Here is a 15,404-nt window from a genome sequence, read left to right on the forward strand (position 1 = left end):
ACCCGTGACCCTCGGATATGGCAAAACAGCCGCACCTGCTCGTCGAGGAGGGAGACGTACACGACATCGCGCTCGTCCCCGGTGACCCGGGCCGCGTCGACCGAATCGCGAAGCAGTGCGAGAACGTCGAAGAGGTCTCGCAGAACCGCGAGTACAAGATCGTCAACGCCGAGTACGACGGCGTCCCCCTGACAATTTGTTCGACCGGTATCGGCTGTCCCTCCGCCGCCATCGCCGTCGAGGAACTGTCGCGCGTCGGCGTCGACACCGTGATTCGCGTCGGCACCATCGGCGCGCTACAGGAGGACATCGAAATCGGCGACATGATAGTCGCGACGGGCGCGGCCAAAGAGGAAGGAACCTCGAAACGCTACGAGTCGGCGGTGTACCCGGCGGTGCCCGACTACGAGATTCTGACGGCGCTCGTCGACTCGGCCGAGGCGAACGGCGAGGACGTCCACGTCGGTCCCATCGTCTCCGACGACGCGTTCTACAACGAGTCCGACGAGTACGTCGAAGAGTGGAACGCGGCGAACCTCCTCGCTATCGAGATGGAGGCGGCCACCGTCTTTTCGCTCGCGCGCCGCAAGGGGATGCGCGCCGGCGCGATCTGCACCGTCGACGGCAACCTCGTGAAGGGCACGCAGAAGGGCGCGGACTCCGACGAGGAACTCCCCGAGAAGGCGAAGAACAACGTCGAACGGGCCATCGGTCTCACGCTCGACGCAGTCGTCTCGCTGTACACGTGACTGTCGATCCGCACGACTTCGAATCGCTCCCCGAAACGACGGTGGCCGACGCCTGAGGACGCTCGGTCCGTCGAGTCTGTCGCTGTCAGGGTTCGACTGAGTCTTCGCTGTCAGGGTTCGACTGAGTCTTCGCTGTCAGGATTCAACCGAGCCTGTCGCTGTCAGGGTTCAACCGAGCCTGTCGCTGTCAGGGTTCAACCGAGCCTGTCGCTGTCAGGGTTCAACCGAGCCTGTCGCTGTCAGGGTTCAACCGAGCCTGTCGTTGTCAGGGTTCGACCGAGCGGTCGTGGAGTACGCTGTCGGCGACGTCCTCCGCTCCTTCGTCGCCGAGCGCGGAGGCCGCCAACAGGTGGCCGCCGAGCGCGGCGGGGCTGATGACCGTGTCCGCACCCGCTCGCTTCAGTTTCGGGATGTTTCGGCGCTGGGCGGCGGCCGCGACGATGGTCACGTCGGGGTTCATCTGCCGGGCGGTGAGAATCGAGAGCGCGTCCTGGGCGTCGTCGTTCGTCGCGACGACGACGGCGCGCGCGTCGGCGACGCCCGCTTTGACCAGCGGTTCCTCGTCGCTCGGGTCGGCGGTGAGGACGGGGACGTCGCGCTCCGTGAGTTCCTGTGCGCGGGCGGGGTCGGGCGTCACGACGAGGAACTCGCATCTTCCCTGCAGTTCTTCGATAATCGGTTCCGTCAGGTCCCCGTAACCGAGAACGAGAACGTGGTCTTCGAGGAGTGAGAGCTGTGTGTCTGTCATGCGTCCGAGGGCTCTGGCGAATCGAGCTTCGATGGCTGGCGTCAAAAGCGCCCCGAGGGCGACGGCGAAACTCGCCGTTCCGGTGAGGAGCACCGAGATGACGAACAGTTTCCCGGCCTGGCTCGCCGGGGTCACGTCGCCGTATCCGACGGTGCTGGCGGTGACGAGCGTGAAGTAGAACGCGTCGACGATGGTGTCGACGCTTCCGAACTCGTCTCGGAGGGCGTACGTACCGACAGTGCCGTACAGTTGCGCGAGGGCGATAGCCGCCAGCGCCGCCTGCTGCGTCGTCGTCAGCTCGGTGGGCTTTTCGAAGTGCCGGTGGTTCGCCAGCACCACGAGCAGCGCCAGAAGCGAGAGGACGACGAGCGGGTACGCGAGCGGACTCGACTGCAACAGCCCCTGTGCGGCCGAGAGCGGGAGCAGGAGAACCGCGGTGTACCATCCGATGCGGCGGCCGTTGCGGAGCGCGAACACGCTCGTCAACAGGAGGAAGCCGGTGAACGCGCCGGTGAACGCGGCCGCCTGTTGGACGAACGCCGGGACGTACGCCGCGAGCGGGCCGTCGACTCCCGGCACGTCGAGACCGAGGATGCCGAACCCGGCGACGCCGGTGATAATCGACAGCATCGCCGCCGCGAACGTGAGCACGACGGCGAGCCGCGCCCCGAGTCGCTCCCGATTCACCTCCATACGACCGCCTTCGTCGGCAACGACACATAAATTCGCCCGAAGTGCGCCGGAGCGGGACAGCCTCCCCCGACGTACAGGTTCGGTAGAGGTTTATCCGGTCCGCCTGTGGCGAGGCTATGGTGCAGTCGATACCGGTGGAGGTGCTCCGGGGCCTCTACCTCGGCGTGCTCACGGGGATCATCCCCGCGCTGGTCTCCGCGGGCCTCGGCTTCGTCTTCAAGTACTTCACCGGCGTCTCCATCCCCGGGTTCGGTGTCGTCGCCTTCGCGCTCGCTATCGCCGGGGCCAACGGCGGTCTGCTGGCGCTGGCCGACGACAGCCTCACCGAAGGACAGCACGGCGTCGCGCTCACGATCGCTATCCTCGTCGTGCTGATGCTGTCGCTGTACGCGCACGCGCAGGGCGACAAACTCGGGAGCACGCTCCCGAAGCGCATCACGTTCAAATCGCTCCGCGAGCGGACGCTCTCGGGCGACGTGGTCGAGTTCGTCGGCGGCCGCCGCCGGGTGACGGTGACCGTCGCCGGCGAGGTCGACGACATCGAGGGCTACCCGCCGCTCTCGCCCGCGCTCCGCACGGAACTCCGAGACGACGAGTGGGAGTTCCCGGCGGACGTCCCCGTCTCGGAACTCGAAACGCGACTCGCCGAACGACTCCGGACCGACTACGATCTCGCGGAGGTGGCGGTGTCGCTCGACGAGCAGGCCCGCGCGACGCTCGCGGCCGCGCCGCCGGTCGGCGGTCTCTCGAAGCGTCTCTCGCCGGGCGAACGCGCCGTCTCCGTCGAGACGCTCGTGCCGACGGGCGTCGCCCGCGGGGAGTCGGTGACGCTCCGGACGGCCGACGGAAACGTCGACGGAACGGTCGTCTCGGTGAGGACCGGGGAAACGTCGACGTCGAGTCCGCCGACGCCCGACGCCGCCGCCGACGCCGAGTCCGACGACGAGGGTGAGGGCGACGGCGAGGAAAAAACGACGGTCGCCCCCGCGGCCCCCGTCGCCGCCGGCGGCGAGGGCCGCCTGACGGTCGCCGTCGACCGCCCCGACGCGGAGGTGTTGCTGTCGACGGACGTGTCGCAGGCGGTCGTTCGCTCGCGCGGCACCAGACGCGAGTTCGAGCTGACGACGCTGCTGCGCCGGGCGGGTCGGCGCATCCAGCGGCTGTCGGTTCGCGCCGACAGCGTGCTCGACGGGACGACGCTCGGCGACGCGGGCGTCCGCGACACCTACGACGTCGCCGTCCTCGCGGTCCGTCGCGACCAGTGGCGCTTCGCTCCGCGCGGTGACACCCACCTGGCGGCGGGCGACGAACTGTTCGTCGTCGGGTCGCCCGCCGCGCTGGCGTCGTTCAAGGAGGTGGTCGCGTGACGGGCGTTGCGTCTCCGGCGGCCGCCGCGCTGACGCTCCTCCAACTCGCCGGGACGCCCGACGGACCCCTCGGTTCCGAGACCGGTTTCCTCGGCGACGCGTTCTACATTCTCGGACTCGCCTTCGCCGCCGCCGCCGTCGCCGCGGCCGGAGCGTTCGGCTACCGTTGGTACTTCCGCGAGCGCCCGCCGCGGGGGCTCACCGTCCTCGTCGGTCTCTCGGCCGTCGTGCTCTACCTCAACACGGCCAAACTGAGCGATATCGCGCTCGGCAGCGGGAGCGACGACCTGTTTCTCCCCGGCAACGTGCTGTTCAACCTCGGGGCGCTCGCGGCCGCCACGGTCGCGGCTCCCGTCGGCGCGCAACTCGGCGACACGCTCGCGGCGAACACGTCCGCGTTCTCCGGGGCCCGCGAACTCGAGGGCGACGTCGGCCGAGTCGTCCGCTCCGTCGGTCGCGTCATCTCCGTGACGCTGCCCGAAGAGATCCAGGATATGGACGAGTACGACCCCGTCGCCGACGCGACGAAGGAGTCGCTCGCCGGCAAGACGCTGCTGTTCCCCCGGCGGCTCACCGTCGCCGAACTCCGCGAGCGACTCGTCGCCCGTCTCCGCGAGGACTACGGCGTCGGCCACGTCGACGTCGACCTCACGGAGGACGGCGACGTCGAGTATCTCGCCGTCGGCAGTCGCCTCGCCGGCATCGGACCGACGCTCGCGCCCGGCGGCGTCGCCGTCGCGGTCCGCGGCGACCCGTCGCTCGACGCGAGTCCCGGCGACACGGTGCAGGTGTGGCACGCCGACGACGACGGCCCGGCGCGGGTGCTCACCGGCGAGCTCCGCGCGACGACCGACGAGGTGGCGACGCTCGCCGTCGACGAGACGGACGTCGACCGTCTCGACGCGACGCAGTCGTACCGACTCGTCACGCTCCCGGTCGACCCAGGAGTCGAACGCCAGTTCGCGGCGCTGCTTCGGACGGTCGAGGAGACGATGGGCGTCGTCTCCGTCGCCGAGACCGACTCCGGCGCGCACGCCACGGTCGGCGACCTCGCCACGACGGTCGTCGCCGTCCGGCCGCAGAGCGGCCCGGTGGAGGCGATACCGGCGCGCTCGCGGCGACTGTCCGCCGGTGACACGCTGTACGTCATCGCCCGCCCGGACGAACTCCGCCGCCTCGAACGGACCGTCGGCGCGACCGCGGGCACCGCGAGCGACGACTGACCGCGACGGCGGCCGACTACGAACAGCGACCGACAACGAGCGACGACCGACAACGAGCGACGCCCGACAACGAGCGACGCCCGACAACGGCGACGCCCGACTACGAGCGGCGACGGCGCAGGCCCGCAACCCTCATGTCGACTGCGCGGCGAGTAGCGCGCATGCAGTGGAAGCTTTTCGCAGACCTCGCGGAGACGGCCGGCACGCGGACCGTTTCGCTCAACGCCGACTGCGACACCGTCGGCGACGCGCTCGACGTACTGCTCTCGTCGCGCCCGGCGCTCGAATCGCGCGTCCTCGACGACGGCGAGGTGCGCGACCACATCAACGTCCTCCGAAACGGCGAGAACGTCTTCACCGGAGAGGGGCTCGACACACCCGTCGCCGACGGCGACGAGCTCGCGCTGTTTCCGCCGGTCAGCGGCGGCTGACGGGTATCCCCGAGGAGACGACCACCTCGCGGCGTGACTCGACGACGGTCGGAAGCGAGCCGAAGTGAGTCGACGGCGCGTCCGCTCGAGAGTGTGAACGCCGCGCCGTCTGTTCGCCTCGAAGTGTCGTCTACAGAGCTTCGAGAGAACGGAGAGAAGGGAGCGTAGAGAGCGTAGAAGGCGTAAAGGGATTCGGCGTCGATTACTCGGGGCGCGGTCGGGCGACGAACAGCGTCTGGACGACGCTGAACGGGTCGTACACCGACTGGTGGCACTGACAGTACACGCCGTTGGCACCGCCGAACGTCGCCGACGACCCCGTCGTCTTGTAGCCGGGGACGCAGCAGAAGTGCGTACACTTGTTGAGCCACGCGATGACGCCCTGGGAGGTGCTCGCCTGGAGCCACTGGTTGTTCTGGGCGGCTTCCTCGATGCGCGTGCTCCGAACCATCTGGACGGGGATGACGTCTTCGGTGTCCTCGGAGCGCCACGTACCGGAGGCCGGCTTACCGACACCTTCCTGTCCGATACCGTTGCCCCACGTCTCGTAGTCGTCGAGGTCGCTGATGTTGATTCGGTCGCCCTCGGACTTCGCCTCTTGCTGCCAGGCGTACGGCGGCGCGGAGCCCGACAGGAAGTAGTTGTCGCTCTCGTAGGAGGGGCTGAGGCCTTCGTACGACTCGACGCCGCAGTACTGGAACCACTCGGAGGTGTACGTGGTACCGCCCAGCTGCATCTCGGCGATCTCCACTTCGACGCCGTTCTGTTCGACGGTCTTCACCTCGGGCCAGACGCCCTTGATGTAACCCTCGTCGTCGATTTCGATGGGGATCTGCGGCATCCCGCGCGGTGCCGGTCCGGCGACGTTCTCGATGGCGTACGCCTGCGTCGAACCGCCACCCGCACCCGAGGCGTTGGTCGCGGCGTTGATGCTCGTGGTCCCGAGGACCCCGACGCCCGCGAGAGTAGCGCCGCCGACGACGCCTTTCACGAACCGACGCCGCCCGGATTCAGCGGGATACTTGTCGCTTTCGCTCATATCTACCCCTTAGGGTGACCGATAAAAAGACTGACGAAGTGAGCGGGGGCAGCGGCCGTCGTCGCCGACTCGGACCGACCCGCGACGTCGTCAGACATCACTCGTTGCGTTTCTCGTCTCTTCCCCCTCTCTTCGTTTCGGCGACGAACACAGAATACCATGGAAGATAGTACTCGATTCCGAGGCAATTTTTCGGCGATTGTCGCGGACTTTTACCCTGTGCCACTCGTACACGTACGCATGAACCTGCACAACCGGACGGTTCGCCAGGACGTCCGCGAACTCGGCGCGTTGCTCGGGGACGTACTGGAGGCTCAGACGTCGACCGAGGCGTTCGAGACGGTCGAAGAGCTTCGGACGAACGCGATCGGCTACCGGAAGGGCGACGTCGAGTCGAGACAGGAACTGTACGACGTGCTCGGTAGACTCCGTTCAGGCGACGAGAGCGTCGTCGCTCGCGCGTTCACGACGTACTTCGAACTCATCAACCTCGCCGAGGAGCGCGAACGCGTCCGCGCGGTCAGACGCGGGTCGCAGGACGGGACGCTCGACGACAGCCTCGTCGACACCGTCGCCGCCCTCGTCGAAGACGACGCCGACCCCGACACGGTTCAACGGGTCCTCGACGACGTGCTCGTCGAACCGACGTTCACGGCCCACCCGACCGAGGCCCGCCGAAAGACGGTGAAGTCGAAACTCCGCTCCATCGCGGCCGACTTGGAGACGCTGGACGAGCGCCGCCTCACCGACCAGGAACGGGAACAGACGTGGCACGAGGTCGACGCGGAGGTGACGAGCCTCTGGCAGACGGCGCAGGTCCGCAACCGCCGCCCGGAACCGACGGACGAGGCCCGGAACGTCCAGTGGTACCTCGAGAACACGCTGTTCGACGTGACCGGCGAGGTGTACAGCGAACTCGAAGATATCGTCTCGGAGGCGTACGGCGACGAGGTACGAGTGCCGAAACTGTTCGAGTTCCGCTCGTGGGCCGGTAGCGACCGCGACGGCAACCCGTACGTCACCGTCGACGTGACCGAGGAGACGCTCGAACGCCAGCGCTCGGTCGTCCTCGACCGCTACCGCAACGCGCTCAAGCGGCTCTCCGGTGTGCTCAGCCAGGACGGGAGCCGCATCGACGTGGGACCGGCGTTCGAGCAGTCGCTGGAGGCCGACCGCGAGCGACTGCCGGCGACGGCCGAGGAGGCGACGACGCGCTACCCCGACGAGCCGTACCGCCAGAAACTGAAACTGATGCGCGAGCGCCTCGAACGCGTCGAGGACGTCCGGCCCGACGGCTACGACGACGCGGCCGAACTCGCCGCCGACCTCGACGTCATCGCGCAGAGTCTGAAACTGAACGGGGCCGAGCGCGTCGTCTCCGCGTACGTCGAACCGCTGGTGCGACAGGTCGACACGTTCGGCTTCAGCCTGGCGAGTCTCGACCTGCGCGACCACCGCGAGAAACACACGAGCGCCATCGCGGAGGCGCTGGCGGTCGAGGGCATCGAGTACCGCTCGATGGACGAAGACGAGCGCGTCGAATTGCTCACCGAGGCCGTCCTGCAGGAACAGCCGGTGCTGGACCTCGACGACCTCGAACAGTTCTCCGACGGGACGAGGCGGGTGCTCCGCCGCTTCCGCAAACTCGGCGACTGGCAGCACGAGTACGGCGCCAGCGCCATCGACACCTACGCCATCTCGATGACCGACGAACCGAGTCACGTCCTCGAAGTGCTGTTCCTGGCCGACCAGGCCGGCGTCGTCTCGCTCCCCGACCACTGCGGCATCGACATCGTTCCGCTTCTGGAGACCGAGTACGCGCTCAACGGCGCGCGCCGCATCATGGGCACGCTGTTCGAGAACGAGGCCTACTCGCAGGCGTTGGCCGCCAGAAACGGCCTCCAGGAGATCATGCTCGGTTACTCCGACTCGAACAAGGAGAACGGCTTCCTCGCGGCGAACTGGGACCTCTACAAGAACCAGCGCCGCCTCGCCGAAATCACCGACGAGCACGACGTCGAGATGCGGCTGTTCCACGGCCGCGGCGGCTCCATCTCCCGCGGCGGCGGCCCGATGAACCAGGCGATGCTGGCGCTGCCGAACGAGACGGTGTCGGGGCAGATCAAGTTCACCGAACAGGGCGAGGCCATCGCCGAGAAGTACGCGAACCCGCGCATCGCCGAGCGCAACCTCGAACAGATGCTCGACGCTCAGATTCGGTCGCGTTACGAGGCGCTGCAGCAACCGAAAGAACACGTCCCCGACGAGTGGGCCGACGCGATGGATACGATGTCCACCGCCGCCCGCGAGGAGTACCGCGACCTGTTGGAGACCGACGGATTCGTCTCCTACTTCGAGCAGGCGACGCCCATCACGGTCATCGAGGAACTGAACCTCGGCTCTCGTCCCGCCTCCCGGTCGGGCGAGCGCACCGTCGAGGACCTCCGCGCCATCCCGTGGGTGTTCTCGTGGACGCAGTCGCGCTGCATCCTCCCCGGCTGGTACGCGCTGGCGACGGGGCTGAACGCCTACCTCGACGACGGCGGCGACGAGGAGACGCTCCGGGAGATGTACGACGAGTGGCCGTTCTTCCGGACGACGCTCGACAACGCGGCGCTCTCGTTGGCGCGGACGGACCTCGAAATCGCCGCGGAGTACGCCAACCTCGCGGACGCGTCGCTGCGCGCCGAGTTCTTCGGTCGCATCGAGGACGAGTACGACCGCGCGACCGAACTGGTTCACTCCGTCTCGGAACGCGACTCGCTGCTGAAGCGCGAGTGGCTCGGCGAGAGCCTCCGCCGCCGCAACCCCTACGTCGACCCGCTGAACCTGCTGCAGACGCATCTGCTGTCGCAGACGCACCGAACCACCGAAGAGGAGCGGACGCTCCGCCTGACGGTGAAAGGCATCGCCGCCGGGATGAAGAACACGGGGTAGTCGGAACGGCTACCTGCGGGTGAACCGCCGAAGAGCAACACTTAGCCTCCCCCCGTTCGACCCGCCTGCAATGAACTTCTTCGACCGCTTGGCCGACCGCATCGCGACGGTCGACAGCGTCGTCTCCGTGGGCTTGGACGCCGACCCGTCGCGTATCCCCGAACACCTGCAGGGGAAGGAGCTGCCGCAGTGGGCGTTCAACCGCCGCATCATCGACGCGACGCACGAACACGCCGCCGTCTACAAGCCGAACGCCGCGTTCTACGAGTCCGAGGAGGGGTGGCGCTCGCTGCGCGAGACCATCGCCTACGCCGAGGGGAAGGGCGTTCCTATCCTCTTGGACGCCAAGCGCGCCGACATCGGCAACACGACGCGACAGTACGCCAAACTGCTCGACGACGTTGACGCCGTCACCGTCAACCCCTACATGGGCCGCGACTCGCTCGAACCGTTCCTCTCGCGGGAGGACAAAGGCGTGTTCGTCCTCTGTCGAACCTCTAACCCGGGGGCGGCGGACTTACAGGACCTCGAACTCGAAACCGGCGAGCCGCTGTACGAGCGCGTCGCGGCGCTCGCCGATCTCTGGAACCGCAACGACAACGTCGGGTTGGTCGTCGGCGCGACGGCCCCCGAGGAACTGGAGTCGCTGCGCGAGCAGGTGCCCGAACTTCCCTTCTTGGTCCCCGGCGTCGGCGCGCAGGGCGGCGACGCCGAAGCGGCGGTGGAGTTCGGCCTCCGAGACGACGGCGTTGGCCTCGTCAACTCCTCGCGCGGCATCATCTTCGCCGGCGAGGGCGAAGGGTTCGAGAAGGCGGCCGGACGCGCCGCGCGGCGGATGAAGCGGCGACTCAACGAGTTTCGGTCGTAGTCTCGGTACTCGACCGGCCGCCGTCCGAAGTGACTGGATGCTGTGCCGACTTCGAGAACGTCTCGCTCTCGTATCCGTCCGCCCGTCCGATTTCTGTCAATAGAGTTAATTAATCGCTCGTGGTACACTGCCCTCGGATGGTACGTCAGCAGACGCGGCGGCAGTTCCTCGCGGCGGGAGCGACGGCGACGACGGCAGCCGTCGCGGGCTGTCTCGTCGGCTCGGCCGACGCAGAGGGCGTGTTCCGACCGCCCGTCGACCTCCGCGGGGCGATATATCTCCCGGCACGGGCGTACAACACGTACCAGATGTGGGCCGACTACGACGAGGCCGTCGTCGAGCGGGACCTCGGGTACGCGGCGTCGCTGAATCTCAACGCCGTCCGGACGTGGGTGAACTACGAGTTCTGGATGGAAGACCCCGAAGCGCACCGCCGCGCGATCGACCACTTCCTCGCCGCGGCGGCCGAACGCGATATCGGCGTCCTCCTCGGACTCTTCGAGGGCGTCGGACAGCAGCCGACGGAAGCGAATCTCGAAGACACCGACCCGCTCACGGCGACAGCGGTTCAGTCACCCGCGCTCTGGCACCTCGAGCGGCGCGACCGGTGGGAGAACTCGCGGCGGTTCGTCCGGTGGTTCATGGCGCGCTACCGCGACGACGAGCGACTGCTCGCCATCGAAGCGATGAACGAGCCGGGGTGGGCCTCGTTGAAGCTTCGGTTCGCCGAGGCCATGTTTCGAACGCTCACCGAAGAGCGCGGGTCGGTGCCGCTCACCGTCGGGTCGACGAGTCTCGCAAACAACGCGCAGTATCTCGATTGGGGCGCGGACATCCTCCAGTTTCACTACAACTTCGCCAACCGCCCCGGAACCATCGAGAACCTCCTCGCGGACGCAAATCGACTCGCGTCGCGCGTCGACAAACCCGTCTGGTTCTCCGAGTGGCAGCGAATTCGAACGGGCGTCGGATTCACCGGCGAGGTGACACACGACGACTGGTATCCGAACTACTCGTCGCTCGCACCCGTCATCCGCCGTGCGGGCGTCGACAACTTCTTCTGGTCGCTGATGATCAAACCGGCCTACGTGGTCGTCCAGCGGAAAAACGGCGTCGTCAACGGTGTCTTCCACGAGGACGGCGCGGTGTGGAGTCTCGACGACGCGCGGGCTCTCAAAGCGATGTCCGGCGACGACGAGTTCCACGCCGAGGAGCGCCCCGAGTGGCCCGCGTGGGCGGAGTCAGCGACGCAGTGGGTTCCACGTGGACCCTCCGAGCAGTGATCGGGGTTCGAGTCGAGCGACTCGCAGTCTGTGCGTCTCACCGACTCAGCATCTAGTCCACGCGACCAGTTGCCGGAGGGACGGGAAACCCCGGTGGACGTCGGTCCCCTGGTTACGCTGGGCCTGCACGCCGGAGAGTCGGTTGACCCACCGGACCGTCTCGACGCCGACGATGTTCCCCCGGGGTTCGCTGTCGGCGACCCGGATACCCGCTGCACGCTCGAGAGAGAGCCCGTAGGTGTTGTTCGTCGCTGTGACGGTGCTGATGCGTCCGCAGGTGCTCTTGCGGTAGTCGATACCGCGGTGCCAGTCGCGCACCTCGAGGTCGGTGACCGTGACGTTCCGCGCGTCGGCGGCGGTGACGGCGATACCAGTCGTGTTGCTCACGCCGTTCCCGTCGACGCGGTGGCCGTCACCGTCGAGGACGACGTCGCCGGCGTCGATACGGATACACGCACGAGACAGAAGCGTCCCGCCCCCGTTCTCGATGTCCTCGGTGAGCGCGTATCTGCCGGGTTCCGAGATAGTCGTGCACGAATCTATCGGCGTCACCCCGGAGGTGACGTCGGACGGCCCCGTGGCCGACCTGCCGTCGGCAGCGACGGGAGTCCCTACTGACCCCGCCGTGATCGTCACGAGCAAACCGAGCAGGACGACCGGTAGCCACTGTCCGACCCTTCGGCGCATTGTGGGAGAGAACGACGGAGGTGAAGTTAACGTATCGGAACTATCGAAAATATTACTAAACGAATCGCGAGACTACCGCTCCCGCGGGGAGGCGAGCCGTCGACCTCAGTCGACCAACCTGGCGTCGCGGACGTGCGCGTCGAGCGCCTCCTCGGTGTCGAACTCCTCGCCGCACGACTCGCAGACGTACGACTCCGGTTCGGCTCCGTCCGTCGACTCCGCGTCGTCGCCGGATTCGGTCATCGCATCACGTCAGACTGGTCGACTTCGCCCGTCTCGCCGCCGGTCTGTCGCGCCGCGGCCGCACACTGAACACAGACGCTCAGTTCGCGGTCGTAGTGCTCGTCGCAGACCATCGCGCCGCAGTTCGGGCACGTGTGCGTCGCTTCCGCCGACTCGCACACCTGGCAGACGCCGCTGACACTCATACGCACGGTACGACGGCGAGTCACTTGAGCGCTGGGCAGGTCGCCGGCGCCGCCTCGAACCGCAGGCGCCGGGCGAGAGCCTTAGGTCCGTGCGGTCCGTAGCGCCCCTGTGGAGCGCGACCAGCTCGTCATGGGACTCGCCGCCGTCTTCGCGGGGATAACCGTCCTCCTCGCGGTGCTCGGGTTGAGCTACTCGCTCTTTCTGCTCGTCGTGGCCGTCCCCTTCGGCGCGACGACGTACTTCATGTGGTATCAGGCGAGCGGCCGACTCGCCGAACAGGCGCGCACTCGTCGCGTCCGTCGAGAACCGTCCGGGTTCGGCGCGGGTGCGCGCCGCGAGAACGTCCGGGAGAACCGTCGGCGCGCACGCCGCAACGGGCGCGGCGGCGGACAGAGCAGCGGCCGTTCGAGCACCGACGCACCGCGGACGACGCGGAGGCCGACCCGCGCCGAGGCGTACCGCGCGCTCGATCTGGAACCCGGCGCGAGCACCGCCGAGGTGAAACGCGCCTACCGCTCGAAGGTCAAGGAGGTCCATCCGGACACCGAAGACGGCGACGAGGAGTCGTTCAGACGGGTGAACCGGGCGTACGAGTCGTTGAACGAGTAGGCGGCCCGTTCGACGGTGTCCCGCGGTTCGCGTCGGGTCACTTCGCCTTCCGCGCCTTCGCGGGTCGGACGTATCGAACGGGTCCGAGGGCACGCTCGAAGGAGGATTCGGCACCAGCGGACTTCGAGAACCTCGTACCGTCCGGCGCGACGACCGTGGTATGCTCTTTCACGACACGAAAAAGGTTTTAGCAAACCGACGCTTACCGCCGCCCATGAGCGCCGACCGGGCCGCCCTCGAAGAGGCCCTACAGCGCGGAGAAGAAGAAGGCGGGTACATCGAATTCAAAGAACGGCTCTCCAAGGAGGTCCACCTCTCGGGTGGCCGCATGGAGAGTCTCGCCGCCCAGCTCCGACACCGAGTCCTCTCCGGGGAGGGCGAGGCGACGTACGTCGTCGGCGTCACCGACGACGGCGGCATCGCCGGAATCTCGCCGGACGCCTTCTCGGAGTCGATGGACGTCCTCTCGCTGCTCGCCGAAGAGGCAGGCGCGCACATCGAAGACGTAGATACCTGGGGTGTCGGCGACGAGACGCGACGCGCCTCGAACGGGTCGGGCGGGGGGACGACGCGAGGCGACGACCCCGACGCCGGCCTCGTCGGCGTCGCCACCATCCGCGAGGGGGCGATGCTCGAAACCGACGAGGAGCACATCGTCGTCGGCACCGCGGGCCACGTCGACCACGGGAAGAGCACGCTCGTCGGCTCGCTCGTCACCGGACAGGCCGACGACGGCGACGGCGGGACCCGCGGGTTCCTCGACGTGCAACCGCACGAGGTCGAACGCGGTCTCTCGGCGGACCTCTCGTACGCCGTCTACGGCTTCGACGACGACGGTCCGGTCCACATGCGCAACCCGCACCGCAAGAGCGACCGCGCCCGCGTCGTCGAGACGGCCGACCGCCTCGTCTCCTTCGTCGACACCGTCGGCCACGAGCCGTGGCTCCGCACCACCATCCGGGGACTGGTCGGCCAGAAACTCGACTACGGGCTGCTCGTCGTCGCCGCCGACGACGGGCCGACGAAGACGACGCGCGAACATCTCGGCATCCTCCTCGCGACCGAACTGCCGACGCTCGTCGCCATCACGAAAGTCGACGCCGTCAGCGACGAGCGCGTCGCCGAGGTCGAACACGAGGTCGAGAAACTGCTTCGCGACGTGGGCAAGACGCCGCTGGCGGTCGAACGCTACGGCGTCGACGCCGCCGCCGAGGAGATAAGCGACTCCGTCGTCCCCATCCTCCGGACCAGCGCGGTCTCCACGGAGGGGCTGGACGACCTCGACTACCTGTTCGAGACGCTCCCGAAGACGAGCGACGGCCAGGGGCAGTTCCGGATGTACATCGACCGCAGCTACAGCGTCACCGGCGTCGGTGCGGTCGCTTCCGGGACGGTGAACTCCGGCACCGTCGAAGCGGGCGACGAACTGCTGCTCGGGCCGATGCCGGACGGCAGTTTCCGCGACGTGGAGGTGCGCTCCATCGAGATGCACTACCACCGCGTCGACGAGGCGAAGGCGGGCCGCATCGTCGGCATCGCGCTCAAGGGCGTCAAGGAAGCCGAGATAGAGCGCGGGATGGTGCTCGTCCCGAAGGCCTCCGACCCGCGAGCCGTCCGCTCGTTCGAGGCCGACGTGATAGTGCTCAACCACCCGACGCGCATCGGGACGGGCTACGAACCCGTCATCCACCTCGAAACCATCAGCGAGGCGGCGGTGTTCCACCCCGACGAGGGGCGTCTCCTCCCCGGCGACACCGGCCACTCGCGCGTCGAGTTCAAGTTCAGACCGTACCTCATCGAGGAGGGCCAGCGGTTTGTCTTCCGCGAGGGGCAGAGCAAAGGCGTCGGTACCGTGACCGACGTGCACTACGACTGAGCCCGCGCAGCGCGACGACCCGTGTGGAACGTCCGCCGACCCGCGTGGAACGGCCGCCGACCCGCCGGCGCTGCTCCCGCAACGTCCTTCTCTCCGAAGCGAATATTCGACGCATGGAACAGCGACAGGTCGTGCTGACGGTTACGGGAGCGCTGCTGGCGGGCGTCGTCACGGCGGTACTCGGGTCGACGGGACTCGACGGGCCGCTCGCCATCGTCGCCGGCGTCGCGGTGGCGATACCGCTGCTCAGAGCGGAGACGTTCGGCGGGTTCGACAGCCCCGGGTCGTTCGACAGCGGCGCGGCGTTTCTCGCCTCCCTCGGCGCGCTGGTCGTCGGTACCGTCGCCGTCTACGCGGCGGGTGCGCTCGGGGTGGGCCAGACGGTGACGGTCGGCCTCGGCGGCGGGGGCGCGTTCGCGGGGAGCTATCTGGGTGACGTGTTCGTCCAGCGGCGGTCGTGAGCCG

15 protein-coding genes are annotated in these 15,404 nt (G+C 67.9%); 10 read left to right on the forward strand and 5 right to left on the reverse strand.

All coding sequences use genetic code 11. The annotated features are described in order from the left end of the window. Positions 1 to 17: 17 nt before the first annotated feature. Positions 18 to 749: a nucleoside phosphorylase gene (locus DV709_RS12050; protein WP_117594675.1), complete on the forward strand. Its 732-nt coding sequence runs from the start codon at positions 18 to 20 to the stop codon at positions 747 to 749. A 265-nt stretch (positions 750 to 1,014) separates the two neighbouring features. Here DV709_RS12050 and DV709_RS12055 read toward each other — a convergent pair whose 3' ends face one another. Beyond that, the gene (locus tag DV709_RS12055; protein WP_117594676.1) at positions 1,015 to 2,190 is read right to left on the reverse strand and encodes an NAD-binding protein; all 1,176 of its coding nucleotides are present in this window, start codon (positions 2,188 to 2,190) and stop codon (positions 1,015 to 1,017) included. Between the two features lie 116 nt (positions 2,191 to 2,306). On the opposite strand from DV709_RS12055, the gene DV709_RS12060 reads away from it, so the two are divergent. From DV709_RS12060 to DV709_RS12070, 3 genes are all read left to right on the forward strand, one after another. Then, the gene (locus DV709_RS12060) at positions 2,307 to 3,557 is read left to right on the forward strand and encodes a potassium channel family protein (RefSeq protein WP_117594677.1); all 1,251 of its coding nucleotides are present in this window, start codon (positions 2,307 to 2,309) and stop codon (positions 3,555 to 3,557) included. Next, entirely contained in the window at positions 3,554 to 4,780 is a 1,227-nt protein-coding gene (locus tag DV709_RS12065; RefSeq protein ID WP_232819738.1) for a potassium transporter TrkA, read from the forward strand. The genes DV709_RS12060 and DV709_RS12065 overlap by 4 nt, the downstream gene beginning before the upstream one ends. A gap of 161 nt (positions 4,781 to 4,941) precedes the next feature. After that, on the forward strand, positions 4,942 to 5,211 hold the full coding sequence (locus tag DV709_RS12070; RefSeq protein WP_117594678.1) for a ubiquitin-like small modifier protein 1: 270 nt from the start codon (positions 4,942 to 4,944) through the stop codon (positions 5,209 to 5,211). Positions 5,212 to 5,413: 202 nt separating this feature from the next. Here the strand turns inward: DV709_RS12070 and DV709_RS12075 are convergent, their stop codons facing one another. Continuing rightward, complete coding sequence (locus DV709_RS12075) at positions 5,414 to 6,250, reverse strand: ubiquinol-cytochrome c reductase iron-sulfur subunit (protein WP_117594679.1); 837 nt, start codon at positions 6,248 to 6,250, stop codon at positions 5,414 to 5,416. Between the two features lie 240 nt (positions 6,251 to 6,490). On the opposite strand from DV709_RS12075, the gene ppc reads away from it, so the two are divergent. The 3 genes from ppc (at position 6,491) to DV709_RS12090 (ending at position 11,338) form a co-directional block, all read left to right on the forward strand. Beyond that, positions 6,491 to 9,187, forward strand: coding sequence for a phosphoenolpyruvate carboxylase (gene ppc / locus DV709_RS12080; RefSeq protein WP_117594680.1), 2,697 nt, complete (start codon positions 6,491 to 6,493; stop codon positions 9,185 to 9,187). 70 nt (positions 9,188 to 9,257) lie between these two features. Further along, entirely contained in the window at positions 9,258 to 10,055 is a 798-nt protein-coding gene (gene pyrF / locus DV709_RS12085) for an orotidine-5'-phosphate decarboxylase (protein ID WP_117594681.1), read from the forward strand. Positions 10,056 to 10,192: 137 nt separating this feature from the next. Then, complete coding sequence (locus tag DV709_RS12090; protein WP_198665715.1) at positions 10,193 to 11,338, forward strand: glycoside hydrolase; 1,146 nt, start codon at positions 10,193 to 10,195, stop codon at positions 11,336 to 11,338. Positions 11,339 to 11,383: 45 nt separating this feature from the next. Here DV709_RS12090 and DV709_RS12095 read toward each other — a convergent pair whose 3' ends face one another. From DV709_RS12095 to DV709_RS12100, 3 genes are all read right to left on the reverse strand, one after another. After that, complete coding sequence (locus DV709_RS12095; protein ID WP_117594682.1) at positions 11,384 to 12,025, reverse strand: hypothetical protein; 642 nt, start codon at positions 12,023 to 12,025, stop codon at positions 11,384 to 11,386. 105 nt (positions 12,026 to 12,130) lie between these two features. Further along, a complete protein-coding gene (locus DV709_RS17795; protein WP_157972731.1) occupies positions 12,131 to 12,268 on the reverse strand; it encodes a hypothetical protein in 138 nt (45 codons plus the stop codon). Further along, on the reverse strand, positions 12,265 to 12,453 hold the full coding sequence (locus DV709_RS12100; protein WP_117594683.1) for a hypothetical protein: 189 nt from the start codon (positions 12,451 to 12,453) through the stop codon (positions 12,265 to 12,267). The genes DV709_RS17795 and DV709_RS12100 overlap by 4 nt, the downstream gene beginning before the upstream one ends. Before the next feature lie 109 nt (positions 12,454 to 12,562). On the opposite strand from DV709_RS12100, the gene DV709_RS12105 reads away from it, so the two are divergent. From DV709_RS12105 to DV709_RS12115, 3 genes are all read left to right on the forward strand, one after another. Further along, on the forward strand, positions 12,563 to 13,063 hold the full coding sequence (locus DV709_RS12105; RefSeq protein WP_117594684.1) for a J domain-containing protein: 501 nt from the start codon (positions 12,563 to 12,565) through the stop codon (positions 13,061 to 13,063). A gap of 214 nt (positions 13,064 to 13,277) precedes the next feature. Then, entirely contained in the window at positions 13,278 to 14,939 is a 1,662-nt protein-coding gene (locus DV709_RS12110; protein WP_117594685.1) for a GTPBP1 family GTP-binding protein, read from the forward strand. Positions 14,940 to 15,052: 113 nt separating this feature from the next. Continuing rightward, positions 15,053 to 15,400: a hypothetical protein gene (locus DV709_RS12115; protein WP_117594686.1), complete on the forward strand. Its 348-nt coding sequence runs from the start codon at positions 15,053 to 15,055 to the stop codon at positions 15,398 to 15,400. The last annotated feature ends 4 nt before the right edge of the window (positions 15,401 to 15,404 follow it).

It is taken from the genome of Haloprofundus halophilus (genome assembly GCF_003439925.1).
In the GTDB taxonomy this organism is placed as follows: Archaea; Halobacteriota; Halobacteria; order Halobacteriales; family Haloferacaceae; genus Haloprofundus; species Haloprofundus halophilus.